The sequence below is a fragment of the Mycobacterium sp. NGS51 genome (genome assembly GCF_059812525.1).
In genome coordinates this window covers 128,471-148,124 of sequence record NZ_JCALCV010000007.1, presented here as the reverse complement: position 1 = coordinate 148,124, position 19,654 = coordinate 128,471, and the positions used below count along the sequence as shown (strand labels likewise).

Sequence of the window (19,654 nt, the reverse complement as noted above, 5' to 3'; positions counted from 1 at the left end):
CCGTCGGCCCAGGGAGCCGACAGTGTGATCTGTGGCACAATCGTGGATGTGCCGCATCCCGCGAGCCGGGGGCCCGGTCGCCCCCCTGCAGCGAAGGCGGCCGACACCCGTAAGCGCATCATGCTTGCGGCTCGCGACGTATTCAGCGAACGCGGCTATGAGGCCGCCACCTTCCAGGCCATCGCACTGCGTGCCGACCTCACCCGACCGGCAATCAATCACTACTTCTCGAGTAAGCGAGCCTTGTATCACGAAGTCGTGGAGCAGACCAACGAGCTGCTGATCCAGGCCGGCATCGCCCGGGCGCAGCGCGAGACGACGTTGATCGGACGGATCTCGGCGTTCCTTGCTGCGGCGCTCGAAGCTGACTCCGAAAACCGTTCGGCCGCAAGGTTTCTGGTGACATCTGCGCTGGAATCGCAACGCCACCCGGATCTGAAAAGCAGCGAGAACGATTCGATGCGCCGTACCCGCGAATTTCTCGCCGAGGTAAGCAGCGACGCGATCGAGCGCGGCGAAGTGGCCGCCGATACCGATGCCGAGTCGTTGACCGAGGTGCTGCTGGCGGTGCTGTGCGGCGTGGGCTTCTACTCCGGCTTTGTGGAAAGCGCTCACGAGATGGAAGCGGTCATCGCCGGATTGGCGCGACTGCTACCCGGCGCGCACTCGCGGCAGCAGTAAGTGTTAGCGCAGTGATATAAGGCACAGCGGCATATAGGTTGCCTAACTTATTAGGTAGCATGGGCCGCGGCATGACTGATCTGGACGAAGCGCTCTGTGTACGAACCGCAGGGGATAGCTGGGACATCATCGAAAGTGTCGGCGCCACCGCGGTGATGGTTGCCGCCGCCCGCGCTGTCGAGACCGGGTCGGCCGATCCGCTGATCCGTGACGAATTCGCCCGCGTGCTGGTGACGGCGGCGGGCACGGGCTGGACGCAGTTGGCCAGCCCGGACCTGGATTGGATCGGCGACGACGAACCTGGCCGACGAGCACACCGGGTGGCCGTCAATTACCAGGCCGTACGCACGCATTTCTTCGACGAGTACTTCACCAGCGCGGCCCAGCAGGGTGCGCGGCAGGCGGTGATCCTGGCCGCCGGGCTCGATTCGCGTGCCTACCGGCTGGATTGGCCGACGGGCACCACCGTCTATGAAATCGATCAGCCCAAAGTTTTGCAGTACAAGACAAGTGTTCTGGAATCGGCCGGCGCGGCTCCCCGCGCTGTGCGACAGCCGGTCGCGGTGGACCTGCGGGACGACTGGCCGGCTGCACTGGATGCGGCCGGCTTCGACCGTCATCAGCCCACCGCATGGCTGGCCGAGGGTTTGCTGCCCTACCTGCCCCCCGATGCCCAGGACCGGCTTTTCGAGATGGTCACTGCGCTGAGCGCGCCGGGCACCCAGCTCGGCGTCGAGGTATTCAGCTTTGACGCCACCAACGAGCGGCGCCGGGCGGCCCGACGCGCACGGTGGGCGCGCATGCAGCGGCTTGGTCTGGACGTCAACGTTGAAAGCCTGACCTACCGCGAAGGCGACCGTGCCGACGCCGCGCGGTGGCTGACCGACCACGGCTGGCAGGTACGTGCGGTGAACAACCGCGACGAAATGGCCCGCCTGGGCCGACCGATACCCCACGACCTGCTCGAGGAGAGCATCGTCAGCACATTGGTGCGTGCACAACTCACGCCAACCAGCTGACCGGTCAAACGCATTCGCAGAAATGGAACCCCGATGAGCACCCTGCGCAGCCATGACGACACCTGGGACATCACCACCAGCGTCGGCAGCACCGCGGTGATGGTGGCCGCCGCCCGAGCCGTCGAGACGGACAGCCCCGAACCGCTGATTCGCGACCCGTACGCGAAACTCCTTGTCGCCGACGCGGCCACCGGGGTCTGGGAGGCCATGCTCGATGATTCGATGGTCGCCAAGATCGAGGCCGCCGATCCGGAAACAGCGGCAATCTTCCACCACATGCGCAGCTACCAGGCGGTGCGCACACACTTTTTCGACGCCCACTTCGCCGGCGCCATGGCCGCCGGCATCCGGCAAGTCGTGATTCTGGCCTCCGGCCTGGATTCCCGCGCCTACCGGCTGGACTGGCCGGCCGGTACCACGGTGTACGAGATCGACCAGCCCAAAGTGCTGGCCTACAAGGCCGCGACGCTGGACGCGCACGGTGTAACCCCCTCGGCCGACCGCCGCGAGGTGCCGATCGACCTGCGTCAGGATTGGCCTGCGGCGCTGCGCGGCGCGGGCTTCGACCCGGGGGCGCCGACGGCTTGGCTGGCCGAAGGACTGTTGATGTATCTGCCCGCTGACGCCCAGGACCGGCTGTTCGCGCAGATCACCGAATTGAGCGCGCCGGGTAGCCGCATCGCTGCCGAGACCGCGGCCAGTCACGCCGACGAGCGGCGGCAGGAAATGCGGGAGCGCTTCGAGCGGGTGGCCGACGAGCTCGGCTTCACGCAGACGGTCGATGTGGGCGAACTGATCTACCACGACCAGGATCGTGCCGACGTGGCCGAATGGCTCAACGGCTACGGCTGGCGGGCCACCTCGCAACACTCGCTCGACGAGATGCACCGGCTGGACCGAGCGGTGCCGGGCGTGCCGATGGCTGACGACAAAGCCGCGTTCTCGCATTTCGTCACCGCCGAGCGCGCATAGCTCAGGCCTGACCGGCATCTGTTGCCCAACCGGGTGGTTGATTAAGCTTGAGCTTCCGCCGGTCAGGAAGGGGACCCCGGTGACCACCGAAGCCGCCGCAAACACCATCACAACACCCGGCAGTGACGTCGCGAGAACCGTCGCCCGGCTGCGGGAGACTTTCTCGACCGGGAGAACCCGAAGCCTGGAATGGCGGCGCAGCCAGCTGCGTGGCCTCGAGCGGATGATGATCGAAAACGAGTCGGCGATCGCCGGCGCGCTCGAATCCGACCTCGACCGCAAACCATTCGAGGCGTGGCTGGCCGACAGCGCATCCACCGCCGGCGAGGCGCGCTACGCCGCCAAGCACGTCAAAAAATGGATGCGTCGTAAGTATCGGCGCCTTGAGCTCGCGCAGCTGCCCGGGCGCGGCTGGGTGGAGTACGAGCCCTACGGCACGGTGTTGATCATCGGCGCATGGAACTACCCCTTCTACTTGACGCTCGGTCCGGCCGTAGGAGCGATCGCCGCCGGAAACGCCGTGGTGCTCAAGCCGTCTGAAATCGCACCGGCGTCGTCGGCGCTGATGGCCGAGCTGGTGCCGAAATATCTGGATAGCGACGCGATCGCGGTGGTCGAGGGCGACGGCGCAGTCAGCCAGGAGTTGATCGCGCAGGGCTTTGACCGGGTGTTGTTCACCGGCGGCACTGAGATCGGCCGCAAAGTCTACGAGGGTGCAGCACCGCATCTCACGCCGGTCACGCTTGAGTTGGGAGGCAAGAGTCCGGTGATCGTCGCGGCCGACGCCGACGTCGACGTCGCGGCCAAGCGGATCGCCTGGATCAAACTGATGAACGCCGGGCAGACCTGCGTGGCACCCGATTACGTGCTGGCCGACACCAAGATCCGCGACGAGCTCGTCGACAAGATCGGCGAGGCCATCACGAAGTTCCGGTCTGCGGAACCGGCCGGAATGCGCATTGTCAACCAGCGTCAGTTCGACCGGCTGACCGGCTATCTGTCCGACACAAAAGGAACGATCGCGTTGGGCGGCGAGTTCGATGCCGCGGCTCTGCGTCTGCAGCCCACCGTGGTCGTCGATCCTGACCCAGACGAGCCGCTGATGACCAGCGAGATCTTCGGCCCGATTCTGCCGATCATTTCGGTGCAATCACTCGACGACGCAATACGTTTCGTCAACGCACGGCCCAAGCCGTTATCGGCGTACCTGTTCACCAAGACCCGCGCCGTCCGCGAGCGGGTGATCGCCGAGGTACCGGCGGGCGGCATGCTGGTCAACCACCTCGCATTCCAGGTGACCACCGCCAAGCTGCCGTTCGGCGGAGTCGGCGCCTCGGGCATGGGTGCCTACCACGGACGTTGGGGTTTCGAGGAATTCAGTCACCGCAAGGCGGTGCTGACCAAACCGACCCGACCCGATGTATCGAGCATGATCTACCCGCCGTATACAGAGAAGGCGTGGAAGTTGGCGCGCCGGCTGTTTTAAAGCAGATCCGATCAAGGCGTGCTAAACCCTGAAAACCGAAAGGAAATTCATGCCCGGAGTGCAAGATCGTGTCATCGTCGTCACCGGAGCCGGCGGGGGACTGGGGCGGGAGTACGCCCTGACTCTTGCGCGCGAGGGCGCCAGCGTCGTCGTCAACGACCTCGGTGGAGCCCGCGACGGTACCGGCGCAGGATCGGCGATGGCCGACCAGGTGGTCACCGAAATCAAGGATGCGGGAGGCCGCGCGGTCGCCAACTACGACAGCGTCGCGGAGGAGAGCGGGGCGGCCAACATCGTCAAGACCGCGCTCGACGAATTCGGCGCTATCCACGGTGTGGTGAGCAACGCCGGGATTCTGCGGGACGGCACCTTCCACAAGATGTCGTTCGAGAACTGGGACGCCGTGCTCAAAGTGCATCTCTACGGCGGGTACAACGTGATCCGTGCCGCCTGGCCGCACTTTCGTGAGCAGAGCTACGGCAGGGTGGTGGTGGCGACCTCGACCAGCGGGCTGTTCGGCAACTTCGGCCAGGCCAACTACGGGGCGGCCAAGCTGGGCCTGGTGGGCTTGATCAACACGCTGGCGCAAGAGGGCGCCAAGTACAACATTCATGCCAATGCGCTGGCGCCGATCGCCGCTACGCGGATGACCCAGGACATCTTGCCGCCCGAGGTGTTCGAAAAGCTGACACCGGAATTCGTGGCACCAGTGGTTGCCTACTTGTGCACTGAAGAGTCGGACGATACCGGATCGGTGTTCATCGTCGGCGGCGGCAAGGTGCAGCGCACGGCGTTGTTCCAGAACGACGGCGTCACCTTCGAGAACCCGCCGTCTGTCGACGACATCGCGGGGCAGTGGTCGACGATCAGCGACCTGTCCGGGGCGCAGCAGGCCAAGTTCTCGTTATAGCAGCCGGCCGTGAAAGCCTGTGTAGTACAAGAACTCTCAGGCCCATCGGGCATGGTATACACCGACGTCGATGATGTCCGCGCTAATCAGGACACGGTGGTCATCGACGTCCACGCCGCCGGGGTGTGCTTTCCCGACCTGCTGTTGAGCAGAGGCGAGTACCAACTGAAGCTGCCGCCGCCGTTCATACCCGGCATGGAAGCCGCAGGCGTCGTGCGCTGGGCGCCCGACGAGTCCGGTGTTCGGGTGGGCGAGCGGGTCTCGGCGTTCGGCGTGCTCGGCGGCTTCGCCGAGCAGGTGGTCGTCCCTGTCGACAATGTGATACCCAGTCCGGCGGAACTCGATGACGCCGAGGCGGTGTCGCTATTGGTGAACTACAACACGATGTATTTCGCGCTGACGCGCCGGGCTGCGATGCGGCCAGGAGACACGGTTCTGGTGCTGGGCTCGGCCGGCGGGGTGGGCACCGCGGCGATTCAGGTGGCCAAAGCGATGGGCGCGAGCGAGGTGATCGCCGTGGTTCATCGATCGGGCGCAACGGAATTCGTCGAGTCGCTGGGGGCCGACCTGGTGTTGCCGTTGACGGCGGGTTGGGCGCAGGCGGTGCGGGATGTGACCGATGGCCGCGGCGTCGACATCGTTGTCGATCCAGTCGGCGGGGATGCTTTCGACGACGCCATCCGGGTGCTGGCCGTCGACGGCAAGCTGCTGGTGATCGGCTTCGCTGCGGGCGGCATTCCCACCGTCAAGGTCAATCGGCTGCTACTGCGCAACGTCAGCGTGGTGGGCGTGGCTTGGGGTGAGTACCTCAGCAAGGTTCCCGGCTCGGCCAAGTTGTTCGCCTGGGGCCTTAATGAGTTGGTAGCGCTGGGGCTCAAACCGCCCCCGCCGCAACGCTATCCGCTGTCGGATGGGCCTGCCGCGCTGCAATGCCTGGCCGACGGCGGCGTGCTCGGCAAGGTGGTTTTGGAGCCGTAGTGAGCACCGGCGGGGTGGTCTTGATCGCGCTAGCGATCGCCCTCGGCCTCATCGGCGTCATCGTGCCGATGCTGCCAGGGTCGGCGCTGGTATTTGCGGCTATCGCGGTGTGGGCTGCCGTCGAGCGGACGGCCACGTCGTGGGTGACACTTGGCGTCGTTGCCGCGCTGCTGGGCGTTGGCATGGTGGTCAAGTATCTGTGGCCGGTGCGTCGGATGCGCCGTGCCGAGGTGGCGACATCGAGTCTTGTCGTCGGTGGATTGCTCGGCATCGTCGGTTTTTTCGTGATCCCGGTACTGGGGTTGCCGATCGGCTTCGTGGGCGGCATCTATCTGGCTGAGCTGACGCACGGCCGCGACCGGCGAACCGCATGGGTAGCAACCGTGCATGCATTGAAAGGCGTGGCGCTGTCCGTGGGTGTGGAGCTGACCGCCGCGCTGATCGCCACTGTGGTGTGGATTGGCGCCGTCGCTTTCTGGTGAGCCGCAGCGGGCGCAGTTCGTCAGTATCAGCAGGGTATCGGCGGGCGCCGAGACTAATTGGAAGTAGCGTATGGCCTGCGGGTCGACCGACTCCGCATCGGAGGTGCTGTAGATGCTGACGGCCGGGTCGATGGTGGCCGGATACCGTATCGAACGCATCCTGGGTGTCGGCGGGATGGGCGCGGTGTATCTGGCCGCCAACCCGACCCTGCCGCGCTTCGACGCACTTAAGGTGCTCTCCCCCGAGCTGTCACGTGATCGTGATTTCCGGGCCCGCTTCACCCGCGAAGCCGATGTGGCCGCGGCGCTGCAGCATCCCCAGATCGTGTCGGTGTACAACCGCGGGTCCACCGATGACGGTCAGCTGTGGATTGCCATGCAATTCGTCGACGGCACCGATGCGGACGACGCGCTGCGCGCTGGCACGATGACACCGCAGCGCGCCGTACACATCATCGCCGAGGTAGCCAAAGCTTTGGACTTCGCCCACGAACGTCACGTCGTGCACCGCGACGTCAAGCCGGCGAATTTTCTGCTCTCCGGGCCGGTAGGCGCTCACGAGCAGGTGCTGTTGGGCGATTTCGGAATTGCGCGTGCCCTCGACGACGTCGGTTTGACCGCAACCGGATCAGTGATGGCCACGATCGCCTATGCGGCACCGGAAGTGTTGTCCAGCTGGCGGTTTGACGGCCGTGCCGACATCTACTCGTTGGGCTGCACATTATTTCGGCTTCTGACCGGCAAAACCCCGTTCTCCGGCGGCAATGGGCCAGCCGCGGTGATGCTGGCTCATCTGCAACGGCCGCCGCCACGCGTCACCGACTTTGTGCCCGGGTTGCCGCCGGCCCTAGACCACGTGGTCGCCACCGCGATGGCGAAGGATCCCGGCGCCCGATTCGCCTCCGCGTCCGACTTGGCCCACGCCGCCGCAGCCGCGCTGCGCGACCCCACGCTGACGGTACGAGCGCCGCTACCGGCGGTGCCGACCACCGACGTCGTCTCCTACCCGCACATGCCGGGCGACGGCAGCGCACCGTGGTGGCAGAACGCGGCACCGCGCACCACGCGCAGCCCCGTCGCACCGCCACCCCGACGGCGACGGCGCATCGCCATCGGTGCCGGCGTCGGCGCGGCGGCGCTGGTTGCGGCAACAGCGGTCGCCGTGGCGGTGTGGCCGGATGCGGCCGACAACACCCCGCGTGGCTCCGCCGCGCAACCCCCGACGACACCCGCGCCGACATCCGTATCCGCGCCGGGCCTGAAACCCGCCGCCACCGACATCAACCCGGACCAATTACGCCCCATCCTGCTGACTGCGGCCGAGCTTCCCCAATCCGGCGGCGCACCGATGGCGCTCGAGCAAGACAACACCGGCCTGGCAGACGACGCCGGCACCGTCTCCGCGGCTGACCAGCAGTGCCTCAACGCATGGGTGCCCGCCCAACAGTCGGTGTACCACGCAACGCGGGCCGCCCCGAATGTTGTCGTCACCGGGGCCGCGATCCAAACCCTGCGCGGTATCAACCAGAAACCCTGGCAAGATGGTGTCGTCCAGGCCGTGGTGTCATTCGCCACCGTAAATTCGGCCAACGCTTTTTACGTCCGCCAACGCGGCGCAGTGGAGCTGTGCGGCGGCAAGACAATCACCGTCCTCCCGTCCGGCGCGGCGCCGCAAACCTGGGAGTTCACCCACCCGGTGACCACCACCGGCGTTTACACCATCACCGCCGCTTTGCAGGGCGAGAATGGAACCTGCCAACACGGGATAATGCCGCGCGGCAACGTAATGATCGACATCCGGCAATGCCGGGCCGGCGGCGGCACCGACGTCGCCGCCTTGGTTCTCGCGACCGCCGCCAAGGTGCCACACCAGTGAGGAGGCGCCCCATGCCCACGAACGCCCTCGGACTTACCGGAGTTGTGCTGTGTGTCGCTGCGATCTCTGCCGCGTGCGCGCACACCACCGGCGGTGCCCCAGTCCTGCCACATGTCCGCACATCGGCGCATGTCGGCGCACCCAACCCGACGACGTCGCCAGTGCCGACAGCTGCCCCCTCTGACGAAGAGCAGATTCGCCGAACCGTCATGGCTTTCGGAGATGCGTACAACACCGAGAACTGGGACGCCTACACCGAATTGATGTGTGCGCCGATGCGGGCCCGATTCACCGGTACGGTGATGGATTACCTCAAAAAAGACCGGACCAACACCGGCGTCACGACGGTGTCCATCACGTCGGTCTCCGTCGACGGCGACAACGCCACAGTCAGCATGGATTCGCACAATGAAGCTCTAGGATCGGCATCGGTCAACATGCAGGTAAAGCGCGACGAGGACGGGTGGAAAATCTGCCAAACCTACTGATGACCGCCATAGAACTCCCACATAAGCGAGAGGACAGGTGGAAGGTGTGCACGTTACAGTAGCAGCGAGACTGCCTGCACGCCTTGGTGTTTCGATCCTATCGAGTGCGCTCTTCGTCGCGCTGGTCGGCTGCAGCACCACCACCGCCGGTGTTGCTATCACGCCACCTGCTCCACCGACCAGCTCGGTCAACGCGTCGCTGCTGGACCCGGGCCGATTCCCGACGACACCGCAACCGCCAGCCGGCACCGCCGGCTCTGAACAGGCAGGGCGCCTCGCAGAGGGGCGCCGCATGGCTAACTACACAGTCGGGCCCTGGCAAGTGGACCCCGCCCTGAAATCCCACCTACGCGCAGACGTCGCCGTCATCGACACCTATGACCAAGTGGGCCAGGTGCTGTGGCCGTGGGTTGCCGGCGGCGCCTGGGGGCAACCCTTCCTCGTGGGATTCACCTCCGAGCGCCACAGCGCTGCCGGGCCGCAAAAGTCACTGCGCAACGCCGTGCTGCGCTTCGCCGACGAACGCGCGGCATCGGCTGTTGCGCAAGGCTTTCACGACAAAGCCATGTCTTTTCCCCGCCTCGAGGACTCCATGCCCGTCGTGACCGAACCCGAACAGGCCACCCCCATACCCGCCCATCCCGACGCCCACGGCGCACTGATCACGTACCAGCAAGGGGCCGAACGCCTCCAGGAGCTGATCGTAGCCACCGCACATGGTCCCTATGTCCTCGTCCAAGTCATCCACTGCGCAGCTACGCCAGACTGCCCTGCACAACTCGCCGCACACACCCTCGACTTGCAACTTCCGCTGATCGACTCGTTTACGCCCACCGACCCCACCCAGTTCGCCGCGCTGCCGCTCGATCCCACCGGCCTCGTCGCCCGTACCCTTCCCTTGCCACCTGACGAGGCCACCTCAACGACCGGAGCCGCCTACGAACCAGCCGGCGCGCTGCACTTCGAAAACGACCCGGTCACCGTCGGGCCGGCCCTCAGTTCCACGAAAGTCGACGAAGTCTCCATCAACCGCGCGACGATCTATCAGGCCGCCACCCCCGAAGCGGCTCAGACGCTGCTCCAGGCTTACGGCGACACCCTCTCCGCAACCAAAGCGGCCCAACCCGCCGACGGTGTGCCCGGGCTACCGCAAAGCCGCTGCACAGTGATACCAGGAGCCGGCGGAGTCATTTCGCACCACTGGTGTCTGGCCACCGCCGAGAATTACATGATCAAAACCGTTGCTGGCCAACTAGATACTGCGCACCAGCAACTCGCCGCCCAGTACCGCATCCTTGTCGGCAGTTAGATCCCGCAATCAGTCAAGCAGCGCTTCGCGAAGCCGATCGACATCGGACTCGGTGATGCCCGCATCACGCAGGTAGCCGTCCAGCGAGCCGTAGGTCTGGTCGATCGTGCGGCGCGCCGCATCCAGGTACTCCGCACGGACACCGAGAACCTCATCAGAAAGCCGCGCCTCGGTGAATGTCATTACCTCAGGCGTTAACTCGCTCTCCGAGCGCTGCTGGATCATTTCCAGGATCCGTTCCCGGAGCTGGGGTGCGGCGTCGTTGCTGCGCAGGTAGTCCGCCAGCACCGCGTCTCGGTCAATACCGATCGCTTCGAGCACCACCGCGACCATGAAGCCGGTGCGGTCCTTGCCGGCGAAACAATGCGCCAGCACCGGGCGTCCGGCGGCCAGCAGCATCACGACCCGGCGCAGTGCGGGCTGCGCGCCGTTGTAGGTGGGGAACCGGCGGTACTCGTCGACCATGTAGCGGGCAGCTGCATCGGCGACGGATTCTTGGCCCGGCTTCTCGGTCATCATCCGCTGCCACGCATGCTCGTGCGGCGCAGCGCCGTCCGTATCCTCGGCGGCGAGGTCGGGGATCGGCAGCAGGTGAATGTCGACATCGCCGGGCACCCGGCCCGGACCGCGGCGCTCGACCTCGCGCGGCGAACGTAAGTCGGCGACATCGGTGATACCCAGCCGGCGCAGCGCGTCGCGCCCATCATCGTCGAGCCGGCTCAGCTCACCGGAGCGAAACAACCGGCCAGGCCGCACGCCGGCCGACATCGCCACGTCGCGAAAGTTGACCGCGCCGGACAGCTCGCGAATCTCTGTGGCCACTATGTAACCGCCGCAGCGAAAGCGCTTTTCTCCCGGCCGATCTCGGCCCGCGCAATCGATCGCATGTGCACCTCGTCGGGTCCGTCGAAGATCCGCATCGCCCGATGCCACGCGTACAGCCGGGCCAGTGCCGTGTCCTCGCTGACCCCGGCTGCTCCGTGGACCTGGATGGCGCGGTCGATGACATTGCAGGCCACATGCGGTGCCACCGCCTTGATCTGCGACACCAGCAGGTGGGCAGCCTTGTTGCCGTGCTGGTCGATGGTCCATGCCGCCTTCTCGCATAACAGCCTGGCTTGATCGATCTCGTTGCGGGACGCGGCAATCGCCTGCTGGACAAGACCCTGATCGGCCAGTGGACGGCCGAACGCAATCCGGGTGTTCGCGCGGTGCACCATGAGCGCCAGCGCACGTTCGGACCCGCCGAGCGCACGCATGCAGTGGTGAATGCGCCCTGGCCCCAGCCGCGCTTGAGCGATCGCGAAGCCGCCGCCCTCTTCGCCGAGCAGGTTGGTGACGGGTACCCGGACGTTGTCATAGCTGATCTCGCAATGCCCGGGCTGATCCTGGTAGCCGAAAACCGATGTCGAGCGGACCACGGTGACACCCGGCGTATCGATGGGAACCAAAACCATCGACTGCTGCTGGTGGCTGGCCGCCTCCGGGTTGGTGCGGCCCATCACGATCAGGATCTTGCAGCGCGGATCGGCTGCCCCGGACGTCCACCACTTGCGGCCATTGATCACGTAGTCGCCGCCGTCACGCACGATCGAGGTCTCGATGTTGCGGGCGTCGCTGCTGGCGACCGCGGGCTCGGTCATCGAGAACGCGCTGCGGATCTCGCCGGCCAGCAATGGCTCCAGCCACTGCTTGCGCTGCTCCTCGGTGGCGAACAGATGCAGGGTCTCCATGTTGCCGGTATCGGGGGCCGCGCAGTTGAGCGCCTCGGGCGCGATCTCGAGGCTCCAGCCGGACAACTCGGCCAGCGGGGCGTACTCCAGGTTGGTCAGGCCCGACTCGTCCGGCAGGAACAGATTCCACAGGCCCGCAGCTTTGGCCTTGGTTTTCAGTTCCTCGATGATCGGCGGAACGGTGTGATCGTTCGGACCGGCTTCGTGGCGGTAGCGGTCGTACTCGGCCTCGGCCGGGAAGACATGCTCGGTCATGAAGTCGGACAGCCGCTTGTGGTAGTCGCTCGCTTTGGCTGACATCGCGAAGTCCATGCCGTCACGATAAGCCACGGTGAATCGGGCGCAGGATGAACGTCATGACCGAGACACGTCCACCGTTTCCGCCGTTCACCCTCGAGACCGCGATCCAGAAGGTTCAATCCGCCGAAGACGCCTGGAACACCCGCGACCCGGAGAAGGTCGCAAGCGCCTACACGGTCGACTCGCAGTGGCGTAATCGCGACGAACACGTCGTCGGCCGCGACGAGATCATTGCGTTTTTGGCCCGCAAGTGGCAGCGCGAACTCGACTACGTGCTGCGCAAGAGCCTGTGGGGTTTCCAGGGCAACCGCATCGCGGTGCGTTTCCAATACGAGAGCCACGACAATGCCGGCCAGTGGTATCGCAGCTACGGCAACGAGCTGTGGGAGTTCAGCGACACCGGTCTGATGGCCCGGCGGGAAGCCAGCATCAATGACGTCGCGATCGACGCCGCCGATCGCCGCTACTTCGGTCCCCGCCCAGACGCGGAGCACGGCCAAGACATCCCGCTCTGGTGATGCGGCTACCGTCTGCTCGCGCCGGGTCAGCGACCGCCAGTTAGGGTGAGGGCCGATCCACTGGGGTAGGGAAAGCACAAGGAAGCCGATGGCAGAAACGCAGACCACGGTCGGGGTGGTCGCCGAGTCCGGAGCCGACGAGCGGCGGGTAGCGCTGGTGCCCAAGGCAGTCGCACCGCTGGTGAAAAGCGGCGTGGCCGTCGTCGTCGAGTCGGGCGCCGGTGAGCGGGCGCTGCTTCCGGACGAGCTGTACACCGAAGCCGGCGCCACCATCGGCGATGCCTGGACCGCCGACATCGTCGTGAAGGTCGCACCGCCCAGCGCCGACGAGGTGAGCCGGCTCAAGAGCGGACAGACCCTGATCGGCTTCCTCGCCCCGCGTAACTCCGACAACCAGGTCGGCGCGCTGACCGAGGCCGGCGTCCAAGCGTTCGCATTGGAATCGATCCCCCGGATCTCCCGGGCTCAGGTGATGGACGCGTTGTCGTCGCAAGCCAATGTGGCCGGCTACAAGGCGGTGCTGCTGGCGGCCTCCGAGTCGACCCGGTTTTTTCCGATGCTGACCACCGCGGCAGGCACGGTGAAGCCGGCCACCGTGCTGGTGCTCGGGGTCGGCGTGGCCGGGCTGCAGGCACTGGCGACGGCCAAACGGTTGGGTGCCCGCACGTCAGGCTACGACGTGCGGCCCGAAGTGGCCGACCAGGTCCGCTCGGTGGGGGCCCAGTGGCTCGATGTCGGTATTGACGCGTCCGGCGAGGGCGGGTACGCGCGTGAGCTCACCGACGAGGAGCGCGCCCAGCAGCAGAAGGCGTTGGAGGAGGCGATCAGCGGGTTCGACGTAGTGATCACCACCGCGCTGGTGCCGGGCAAACCCGCGCCACGGCTGGTCACCGCCGCTGCGGTGGAAGGGATGAAGCCCGGCAGCGTGGTCATCGACCTGGCTGGCGAGACCGGTGGTAACTGCGAGCTGACGGAGCCCGGCCAAACCGTCGTCAAAGAGGACGTCACGATCGCGGCTCCGCTGAACTTGCCCGCGACCATGCCCGAGCACGCCAGCGAGCTCTACAGCAAGAACATCACCGCGCTGCTGGAGCTGCTGATCACCGACGGCAAGCTGGCCCCCGACTTCGACGATGAAGTGGTGGCCGCCGCGTGTGTGACCCGCAGCAGCGGAAAGGACGCCTAGATGTACGACGAACTCCTGGCCAACCTGGCGATCCTGGTGCTGTCCGGCTTCGTCGGTTTCGCCGTGATCTCCAAGGTGCCCAACACGCTGCACACCCCGCTGATGTCGGGCACCAACGCCATCCACGGCATCGTGGTGCTCGGCGCGCTGCTGGTGCTCGGGCGTATCGAGCACCCGACACTGGCCCAGCAGATCATCCTGTTCGTCGCGCTGGTGTTCGGAACCCTGAACGTCATCGGCGGCTTCATCGTCACCGACCGGATGCTGGGCATGTTCAAGGGCAAAAAACCGGCGCCGGTCAAGAGCGATGAGTCGGTCGCGAAATGAACTACCTCGTCACCGTCCTGTACCTCGTCGCATTTTCTCTTTTCATCTACGGCCTGATGGGCCTGACCGGTCCCAAGACGGCGGTGCGCGGCAACTGGATCGCCGCGGTCGGCATGGCCATCGCGGTAGCCGCGACGCTGATCCTCATCCGGCATACCGAGCACTGGCCGCTGATCATTGCGGGTCTGGTGCTCGGCGTCGTGCTCGGCGTTCCGCCGGCCCGGCTGACGAAGATGACCGCGATGCCGCAACTGGTGGCGTTCTTCAACGGCGTCGGCGGTGGCACGGTGGCGCTGATCGCGTTGTCGGAGTTCATTGACACCACCGGGTTTTCCGAGTTCCAGCACGGCGAGTCGCCGACCGTGCACATCGTGGTGGCGTCGCTGTTCGCCGCGATCATCGGCTCGATCTCGTTCTGGGGATCGATCATTGCGTTCGGCAAGCTGCAGGAGATCATCTCCGGTCGACCGATCGGTGTGGGCAGGGCGCAGCAGCCGCTGAACTTGCTGTTGTTGGCCGCGGCCGTCGCCGCGGCGGTGGTGATCGGGCTGCACGCCCATCCGGGCAGCGGCGGGGTGTCGCTGTGGTGGATGATCGGGCTGTTGGCCGCCGCCGGCGTGCTGGGTCTGATGGTGGTGCTGCCGATCGGCGGCGCGGACATGCCCGTGGTGATCTCGATGCTGAACGCGATGACCGGTCTGTCCGCGGCGGCGGCTGGGCTGGCGTTGAACAACACCGCGATGATCGTCGCCGGCATGATCGTCGGTGCCTCCGGTTCGATCCTGACCAACCTGATGGCCAAGGCGATGAACCGCTCCATCCCGGCGATCGTCGCGGGCGGGTTCGGTGGTGGCGGAGTGGCCCCGGGCGGTGGCGACGGCGGCGACAAGCACGTCAGGTCCACCTCGGCGGCCGACGCCGCGATCCAGATGGCCTACGCCAACCAGGTGATCGTCGTCCCAGGCTATGGGTTGGCAGTCGCGCAGGCCCAGCACGCCGTCAAGGACATGGCCGCGTTGCTGGAAAATCGCGGGGTGGAGGTGAAATACGCGATCCACCCCGTCGCCGGCCGGATGCCAGGCCACATGAACGTGTTGCTGGCCGAGGCCGAGGTGGACTACGACGCGATGAAAGACATGGACGACATCAACGACGAGTTCGCCCGCACCGACGTCACGCTGGTCATCGGCGCCAACGACGTCACCAACCCGGCGGCCCGCAACGAGGCGTCGAGTCCGATCTATGGCATGCCGATCCTCAACGTGGACAAGTCCAAGTCGGTGATCGTGCTCAAGCGGTCGATGAATTCAGGATTCGCGGGCATCGACAACCCGCTTTTCTACGCGGAGGGCACCACGCTGCTGTTCGGTGATGCGAAGAAGTCGGTATCGGCAGTGACGGAGGAGCTCAAAGCCCTCTAGACCGGGGGATATGCCGGCGGCGGGTAGCCGTTACCGTCGACGACGCCGCGCAAACCCCAGGGCACATAACGGAAGAAGAACTCGACCTCGTCGGAAAAGTCGTAGTCCGGATTCGGGTCCATCTGACCATCTCTTTTCAGTCGCCTCTTGCCTCGTTGAGCAGTCTAGTCCCATCGGTCAACGTCGCGACAGACAACACTTAAACTGTCCAACTAGTTGATTGACACCCGGAGATGCTCCGGACCTGCTGATAGTGAGTAGACATGCCATCCGAGAACGGGCAATCCCGCCGCGAGGAGCTGCTGACGGTCGCCACCAAGCTGTTCGCCGCGCGCGGTTACCACGGCACCAGGATGGACGACGTCGCCGATGTGGTCGGCCTGAACAAGGCGACCGTCTACCACTATTACGCGAGTAAGTCGCTGATTCTCTACGACATCTATCAGCAGGCTGCCGAGCGGACGCTGGCCGCGGTGCACGACGATCCGTCGATGACCGCGCGCGAGGCGCTGTATCAGTACACGGTGCGGTTGCTCAACCAGATCGCCGCCAATCCGGAAGGGGCGGCGGTGTATTTCCAGGAGCAGCCCTATATCACCGAGTGGTTCACCGAAGAACAGGTCGCCGCGGTCCGGGAAAAGGAAACCCAGGTCTACGAACATGTGCACGACCTGATCGACCGCGGTGTCAGCAGCGGCGAGTTTTACGAGTGCGACTCCCACGTGCTGGCGTTGGGCTACATCGGGATGACGCTGGGTGCCTACCGGTGGCTGCGGCCCAGTGGACGTCGCACGGCCAAGGAAATCGCCGCCGAATTCAGCACTGCGCTGCTGCGTGGTCTGATCCGCGACGAGACCATCCGCGCCGAGTCACCGCTGGGCGTCAGAACCGAAATCGGTACAGCCGGTCGTAGTTCCTGACAGCGGGAATTGCGGTCAGCAGTTGGTAGACCAGACGCTGCGGCGTTAGCGGAATCTTGGTGGGGTCGAGGAACACGACTCGGTCAACGAGCCTTAGCCGTGGGTTCCACTCTGGTAGCTCATGGCCGTCGCGGGTGCCCCATTTGGTGATGCCCGAGGTGGAAAACTTGGCGAGCATTGGCGAATTGGAGAACCGCGGGCCCCATGGTGAGAGCAGGTCCGCCAGCAGCTCGCCGGTGCCAAAGCGATCCGTCAGCCGCTTCAGCAGATCGCGTAATTCCGCTTCGGTGAGGTACATCAGCAGGCCCTCGGCGACGATCAACGCGGGACGATCCGTTGGGATCTGGTCCAACCAACCGGCTTCGGTGACTGACGAGCCGATCATCGTGTAGCCGGGGTAGGCGTCGTACAACCTGCGCCTCAGGTCGATGACTTCGGGCACGTCGACGTCGAACCAGCTCACCCCGCGTGGCACGTCGAGGCGAAACGCGCGACTGTCCAGCCCGCATCCCAGGTGCAAGACAACGGCTTCCGGGTTGCGCCGCAGGTAATCATCGGCCCATATGTCGAGTTGCTTGGCACGCAAGGCAACCAAAAACTGGTTGGCCCATGGCTGGGCAGTTCGGTGCATTCGGGCGAAGTCGTATTCGATCCGGTCGACTGCTTCGGCCGCCGCCCGGTCGGCGAGAACTGGTTGCTCCAAACGGCTTTCATAGGCCCGCAGGTACAAGGTGCACAGATTGGTCCATTCCACAGAGCCCCAGCGCACCCCGGAGAAGTCGAGCTTGTTCGTCATCGTTTCCTCCTCTTTGCCCGGTAGTCCTCCCATCGACGCGTCAGCTCGTCGCGGTAGTCGCTAGCGGAAAATTCACAGAAGTCCCGAAAGTCTTGGAGCCGCTCACGCTGTGCCGCTCGGTCATCGCCGAGCAGCTGCAGGCCGAAGTCGGCGGCATGGATGCCTGCACCCATCAGTGTCATCTGGACGTTGACCACGTGGGTAAAGCCGCCCGGCGTGATGCGGTAGCGATGCTGGCGGGCCGCCGACGGCAGTCGCTCGACCATGCCGGCCTCCCGTAGCTGTCGCGCCACGGTGCTCACCGACGCCTTACTGACCGACAGCGCCGCCGCCAGCTCACTCAACGACTGCTGCGGCGGATCGCAGATCATCAACCAGCCGTAGATCCGCCCCATCGTCCTGCCGGCGCCGAGCGTCTCGAAAAACAAGCCCATCCGGTCGACGAACTCCGCTTCATCGGGAGACACCCAAGCTCCATTCCATAGATAACGTTCAGTACGAACTAAACGTACTGTACACACTCCCGCCGGGCGTGGCGATTGGGCCGGCGTCCAGACTGATGGCCATGACTGAGATGTTTCGACTCGACGGAAAGGTCGTCGTGGTCACCGGCGGCGGTCGCGGTATTGGTGTGATGATGGCGCGTGGCCTCCTGCGGGCTGGCGCAACGGTGTATCTGTCCAGCCGGAAAGAAGCCGAGCTGGAGGCGGCCGTGGCCGAGTTGTCGGCTGATGGGCCGGTCCATGCCATCCCCGCCGATCTGGGCACTGCCGAGGGGGTGCAGACGCTCACCGCGGGGCTGGCCGATCGGGAGGACGCCATCCACGCCCTGTTCAACAATGCCGGCGCAGCGTGGGGAGCGCCGTTTGGCGAGTTCCCGGAATCCGGCTTCGACAAGGTCTTCAACGTCAACGTCAAGGGACTGTTTCTGTTGACCCGCGCGCTGGTGCCGATGCTGACCGCTGGCGCGACCGATGACGATCCGGCGCGAGTGATCAACACCGGCAGCATCGACGGGATCGTCGCCCCCGAACGTGGCAGAGACAACTTCTCCTACAGCGCCAGCAAGGCCGCCGTGCATATGCTCACCAAGCACCTGGCCGGTGAACTGGCGCCGCGAATTTTGGTCAACGCAATCGCGCCCGGGCTCTTCCAATCCCGGATGACCAAGGAGTTGTTGCGGGCCGGGCCGGACGCGGTGGGCTCGCTGTTGCCGTTGGGGCGGATCGGCCAGCCCGACGACATGGCCGGCATCGCGGTGTTTCTCGCCAGCCGGGCCAGCTCCTACATCACCGGTGCGGTGATTCCCGTCGACGGCGGTGCGACCGTCATCCGCTAGGCCGCGGCTGGTCGACCGGCGGTCATTTCAGGTGCTGGTCGAGGAACGCGAGCTGGTCGGCGACGACGCGCTCGAATGCGGCGTCGACGTAAATCGCGAAATGCCCCTCGGGATAGGTTTTGACCTCACCGCGGGGCGCTTCGGAGGCGTAGCGCAAAGTGGGGCCGGCGGGTGCCACCGAGTCGGTCTCGCAGACGCAGAACAGGATTGGGCAGGCAACCCTTGCAGCCAGCCGGCCCGGCCGATAGGTCATGATCTTCAGTCCGACCCGGGCTGCGACCTGGTTTGGCGGTTGTGTCCCCTCGGGGATTAGGCGCATGTAGCCGGGGTATGCGTCGGGCGTGCTCATCAACGCGACCTCACCCGGATTGCCTGCCGTGGCAACCATTATCGGCGGCTTGCCCAGCCGGGCGGCAACGAGGTCACGAACTCCCAGCGCGGTGACGCGCGCGGCGACCAGCGGATTCAGCACCCGCAGCGACGCGATACCGTCGGTAAACGGGCATTGCGCGACGACGGCGGCGATGCCCGGCAGTCTGGCCGCCGTCGCGATCACATGCCCACCGCCAAACGACGTGCCCCACAAGGCGATTCGATTATGGTCAACGCCGGTCAGGGTACGGGCATACGCTACAGCGGCGACCCAGTCTTGTAGTTGCATTCCGATGTCGAGGAGCTGGCGCGGTTGGCCCTCGCTGTCGCCGAAGTTGCGATAGTCGAAGACCAGACAGGCGTAACCGGCCGCGCTGAAGCGTTCGGCATAGGCGTCGAGTCGCATCGTGCGCACTGCGCCCAGCCCGTGCGCCATGACCAGCAGTGGGGCGTCACCGGCGCTGTCTGGCCGGTAGAGCCAGGCGCTGAGGCGGTCATGATTGGAGTTGAACCAAATATCCTCGCGTTGGGCCATATGACG

At 65.5% G+C, this 19,654-nt stretch carries 22 protein-coding genes; 16 read left to right on the top strand and 6 right to left on the bottom strand.

The features are described 5' to 3' along the window. Positions 1–48: 48 nt before the first annotated feature. The 10 genes from AC5Y5W_RS11110 to AC5Y5W_RS11065 all read left to right on the top strand — a co-directional run bounded on the left by AC5Y5W_RS11110 (position 49) and on the right by AC5Y5W_RS11065 (position 10,201). Positions 49–681, top strand: coding sequence for a TetR/AcrR family transcriptional regulator (locus AC5Y5W_RS11110; protein WP_500022281.1), 633 nt, complete (start codon positions 49–51; stop codon positions 679–681). 71 nt (positions 682–752) lie between these two features. After that, on the top strand, positions 753–1,700 hold the full coding sequence (locus AC5Y5W_RS11105) for an SAM-dependent methyltransferase (protein ID WP_500022280.1): 948 nt from the start codon (positions 753–755) through the stop codon (positions 1,698–1,700). 33 nt (positions 1,701–1,733) lie between these two features. Beyond that, on the top strand, positions 1,734–2,672 hold the full coding sequence (locus tag AC5Y5W_RS11100; RefSeq protein ID WP_500022279.1) for a class I SAM-dependent methyltransferase: 939 nt from the start codon (positions 1,734–1,736) through the stop codon (positions 2,670–2,672). A gap of 79 nt (positions 2,673–2,751) precedes the next feature. Continuing rightward, positions 2,752–4,158, top strand: coding sequence for an aldehyde dehydrogenase family protein (locus AC5Y5W_RS11095; protein ID WP_500022278.1), 1,407 nt, complete (start codon positions 2,752–2,754; stop codon positions 4,156–4,158). Positions 4,159–4,207: 49 nt separating this feature from the next. After that, on the top strand, positions 4,208–5,068 hold the full coding sequence (locus tag AC5Y5W_RS11090) for an SDR family oxidoreductase (RefSeq protein ID WP_500022277.1): 861 nt from the start codon (positions 4,208–4,210) through the stop codon (positions 5,066–5,068). 9 nt (positions 5,069–5,077) lie between these two features. After that, positions 5,078–6,046 carry an NADPH:quinone oxidoreductase family protein gene (locus AC5Y5W_RS11085; protein ID WP_500009437.1) on the top strand — a complete coding sequence of 323 codons (969 nt, stop codon included), beginning with the start codon at positions 5,078–5,080 and terminating at the stop codon, positions 6,044–6,046. Beyond that, on the top strand, positions 6,046–6,528 hold the full coding sequence (locus AC5Y5W_RS11080; protein ID WP_500009436.1) for a DUF456 domain-containing protein: 483 nt from the start codon (positions 6,046–6,048) through the stop codon (positions 6,526–6,528). Before AC5Y5W_RS11085 ends, AC5Y5W_RS11080 begins: the two co-directional genes overlap by 1 nt. A 112-nt stretch (positions 6,529–6,640) precedes the next feature. After that, positions 6,641–8,404, top strand: a complete 1,764-nt coding sequence (locus tag AC5Y5W_RS11075; RefSeq protein ID WP_500009435.1) for a serine/threonine-protein kinase PknH/PknJ — start codon at positions 6,641–6,643, stop codon at positions 8,402–8,404. A gap of 11 nt (positions 8,405–8,415) precedes the next feature. Further along, positions 8,416–8,892, top strand: coding sequence for an Rv0361 family membrane protein (locus tag AC5Y5W_RS11070; RefSeq protein WP_500009434.1), 477 nt, complete (start codon positions 8,416–8,418; stop codon positions 8,890–8,892). 37 nt (positions 8,893–8,929) lie between these two features. Further along, positions 8,930–10,201 carry a DUF7373 family lipoprotein gene (locus AC5Y5W_RS11065; protein WP_500009433.1) on the top strand — a complete coding sequence of 424 codons (1,272 nt, stop codon included), beginning with the start codon at positions 8,930–8,932 and terminating at the stop codon, positions 10,199–10,201. A 9-nt stretch (positions 10,202–10,210) separates the two neighbouring features. On the opposite strand, the gene AC5Y5W_RS11060 is transcribed toward AC5Y5W_RS11065, so the two are convergent. Together AC5Y5W_RS11060 and AC5Y5W_RS11055 are read right to left on the bottom strand one after the other, a co-directional pair. Further along, a complete protein-coding gene (locus tag AC5Y5W_RS11060; RefSeq protein ID WP_500009432.1) occupies positions 10,211–11,023 on the bottom strand; it encodes a tyrosine-protein phosphatase in 813 nt (270 codons plus the stop codon). Further along, complete coding sequence (locus tag AC5Y5W_RS11055; protein ID WP_500009568.1) at positions 11,023–12,234, bottom strand: acyl-CoA dehydrogenase family protein; 1,212 nt, start codon at positions 12,232–12,234, stop codon at positions 11,023–11,025. Before AC5Y5W_RS11055 ends, AC5Y5W_RS11060 begins: the two co-directional genes overlap by 1 nt. A 56-nt stretch (positions 12,235–12,290) precedes the next feature. On the opposite strand from AC5Y5W_RS11055, the gene AC5Y5W_RS11050 reads away from it, so the two are divergent. From AC5Y5W_RS11050 to AC5Y5W_RS11035, 4 genes are all read left to right on the top strand, one after another. Further along, positions 12,291–12,752 (top strand): nuclear transport factor 2 family protein, encoded by a 462-nt coding sequence (locus AC5Y5W_RS11050; protein ID WP_500009431.1) that lies wholly within the window; start codon positions 12,291–12,293, stop codon positions 12,750–12,752. Between the two features lie 88 nt (positions 12,753–12,840). Then, on the top strand, positions 12,841–13,938 hold the full coding sequence (locus AC5Y5W_RS11045) for a Re/Si-specific NAD(P)(+) transhydrogenase subunit alpha (RefSeq protein WP_500009430.1): 1,098 nt from the start codon (positions 12,841–12,843) through the stop codon (positions 13,936–13,938). Next, positions 13,939–14,265 carry an NAD(P) transhydrogenase subunit alpha part 2 gene (locus AC5Y5W_RS11040; protein ID WP_500009429.1) on the top strand — a complete coding sequence of 109 codons (327 nt, stop codon included), beginning with the start codon at positions 13,939–13,941 and terminating at the stop codon, positions 14,263–14,265. Next, positions 14,262–15,686: an NAD(P)(+) transhydrogenase (Re/Si-specific) subunit beta gene (locus AC5Y5W_RS11035; protein WP_500009428.1), complete on the top strand. Its 1,425-nt coding sequence runs from the start codon at positions 14,262–14,264 to the stop codon at positions 15,684–15,686. The genes AC5Y5W_RS11040 and AC5Y5W_RS11035 overlap by 4 nt, the downstream gene beginning before the upstream one ends. Here the strand turns inward: AC5Y5W_RS11035 and AC5Y5W_RS11030 are convergent. Further along, a complete protein-coding gene (locus AC5Y5W_RS11030; RefSeq protein ID WP_156657862.1) occupies positions 15,683–15,808 on the bottom strand; it encodes a hypothetical protein in 126 nt (41 codons plus the stop codon). The genes AC5Y5W_RS11035 and AC5Y5W_RS11030 overlap by 4 nt on opposite strands. Positions 15,809–15,949: 141 nt before the next feature. Here AC5Y5W_RS11030 and AC5Y5W_RS11025 point away from each other — a divergent pair, with 141 nt between their 5' ends. After that, on the top strand, positions 15,950–16,606 hold the full coding sequence (locus AC5Y5W_RS11025) for a TetR/AcrR family transcriptional regulator (protein WP_499900590.1): 657 nt from the start codon (positions 15,950–15,952) through the stop codon (positions 16,604–16,606). Here the strand turns inward: AC5Y5W_RS11025 and AC5Y5W_RS11020 are convergent. After that, positions 16,569–17,435 carry a class I SAM-dependent methyltransferase gene (locus tag AC5Y5W_RS11020; RefSeq protein ID WP_500009427.1) on the bottom strand — a complete coding sequence of 289 codons (867 nt, stop codon included), beginning with the start codon at positions 17,433–17,435 and terminating at the stop codon, positions 16,569–16,571. The genes AC5Y5W_RS11025 and AC5Y5W_RS11020 overlap by 38 nt on opposite strands. Then, positions 17,399–17,869: a GbsR/MarR family transcriptional regulator gene (locus tag AC5Y5W_RS11015; RefSeq protein ID WP_500009426.1), complete on the bottom strand. Its 471-nt coding sequence runs from the start codon at positions 17,867–17,869 to the stop codon at positions 17,399–17,401. Before AC5Y5W_RS11015 ends, AC5Y5W_RS11020 begins: the two co-directional genes overlap by 37 nt. A gap of 98 nt (positions 17,870–17,967) precedes the next feature. Here AC5Y5W_RS11015 and AC5Y5W_RS11010 point away from each other — a divergent pair, with 98 nt between their 5' ends. Next, complete coding sequence (locus tag AC5Y5W_RS11010) at positions 17,968–18,741, top strand: SDR family oxidoreductase (RefSeq protein ID WP_500009425.1); 774 nt, start codon at positions 17,968–17,970, stop codon at positions 18,739–18,741. A gap of 22 nt (positions 18,742–18,763) precedes the next feature. Here the strand turns inward: AC5Y5W_RS11010 and AC5Y5W_RS11005 are convergent, their stop codons facing one another. Further along, complete coding sequence (locus tag AC5Y5W_RS11005) at positions 18,764–19,648, bottom strand: alpha/beta hydrolase (RefSeq protein WP_500009423.1); 885 nt, start codon at positions 19,646–19,648, stop codon at positions 18,764–18,766. Positions 19,649–19,654: the final 6 nt, after the last annotated feature.